The organism is Halalkalibacter oceani (assembly GCF_023715605.1).
GTDB classification, from domain to species: Bacteria; Bacillota; Bacilli; order Bacillales; family Bacillaceae_D; genus Halalkalibacter; species Halalkalibacter oceani.
The window spans coordinates 1-1542 of sequence record NZ_JAMBOL010000063.1; the positions used below are offsets into that span (position 1 = coordinate 1).

The 1542-nt window shown below is 43.7% G+C and carries 1 protein-coding gene; it reads left to right on the top strand.

Annotated features, from left to right (window positions below):
* Positions 1-101 precede the first annotated feature (101 nt).
* Positions 102-1466, top strand: a complete 1365-nt coding sequence (locus tag M3202_RS21930) for an IS1182 family transposase (RefSeq protein ID WP_251225345.1) — start codon at positions 102-104, stop codon at positions 1464-1466.
* The last annotated feature ends 76 nt before the right edge of the window (positions 1467-1542 follow it).

Consider the following 1542-nt stretch of genomic DNA (forward strand, 5'->3'; position numbering starts at 1 on the left):
TAGTCTCGCAAGGTTTTCAAGGCACGAAAAAAGGAGTACCTCCCCAAAAGTCGAATGAGTTAAGTGACGAAACAAAACTACAGACTGGAGGAAGACTCCCTATGCCTATTATACGACAAGAAAGCCTGTTTGACCTGCATGATTTATATGAGTTAGAGCCTACCCATCGTTTTGATGCGGTTTTTTCAGCAATTGATATCAACCCGATTCTTGCGGTCGTGTCAAAAAAAGCCCTATACGGTGCGCCTGTTCAGCTCACCTATTCCGCCATGATCTACTCACTCGTCGCTCGAATTCTTGAGCGAATTCCGACAATAAAGGATTTGATTAAACGTCTGAAACACGATTTTATGTTCCGATTGGATTGTGGATTCCTTCTTTCTGATGCGATTCCATCTGAAGCATCTTATTCAAGAATGCTCTCTAAAATAGCAGAATCACCTGTTCTTGAACAGGTTCAAGAACAGCTCATCCATCAAGCGATAGCAGAAGGATTTATCACCGATGACACGATCGCCATTGATGCGACTCACATTGAAGCGAGAGACCAAGCCCCAGCGAAAAAAGAAAAGCCTAGGTCTGAGCCAAAAAAGCGCGGCCGCAAATCAAAAGAAGAGAAAGAAAAATGGCTTCAAGAACAAGCGGAACAAGAAGCCGTTCGTCCGATTTTCGAGAAAAAGATTGAAGCCCAACTTGACGCGTCTTTAGTCGAGTTGCGATCCGCTGTCCCCCTTGATCCTAAGTGGGGCATCAAGAAAAACAGTGAAGGAAAAAACATTTTTTGGTTTGGCTACAAAGGCCACTTCGCGGTTGGAGCCAAAAGCCAGTATATCCTTCAGTCGCTCTTTTCCTCGGGAAACCTGAACGATGGAAAAGCAGCCATCCCTTTATTAAAAGGACTGCAAGAGCGTCTTTTTGAATTAAAAATCGCCTTTAGCACACTCGATGCAGGGTATGATGCCCCTGCGATTTACGAACAACTCTATCGAATGAAGACTGGGGCTGTCATTGCTTACAACAAGCGAAATGAACCGAATATAGAAGGATTCGATCACCATTTTGCCCCTACGTGTGTTCGAGAGCATTCGTATCGGTACGACAGTTACGACGCGAGATACGAGACGTTAAAATACACACGACCGAAAGAATGCAAAGGCTGTCCGTTAGCGCAAGATACCCTCTGTCAAAAGGTGTATAAAGTCAAAATCACCACCGATTTGAGACGGTATACATCCCCAGCTCGCGGTTCGAAAGCATGGAAAACCCTTTACAAGCAACGAAGTTCAGTCGAGCGAGTCATTGCGTATCTAAAAGAATTCTTCCAATTAAACAATATTCGCTATCGCACAGGAAAACGAGCAAAAGTACAATTTGATTTGATGCATTTGATTTATAACGCGGCGAAGCTCGCGTGTGATCGTATAGCCAAGTCCCTTTCTAGCAAGCAGACTAGTCAAGCCGCGTAATTAATTTTTTAAAAACACTAAAAGCGAAATGGGGGTCGTCTAACAATCGTGAACTAGGCTTTATGAAATTGATTCA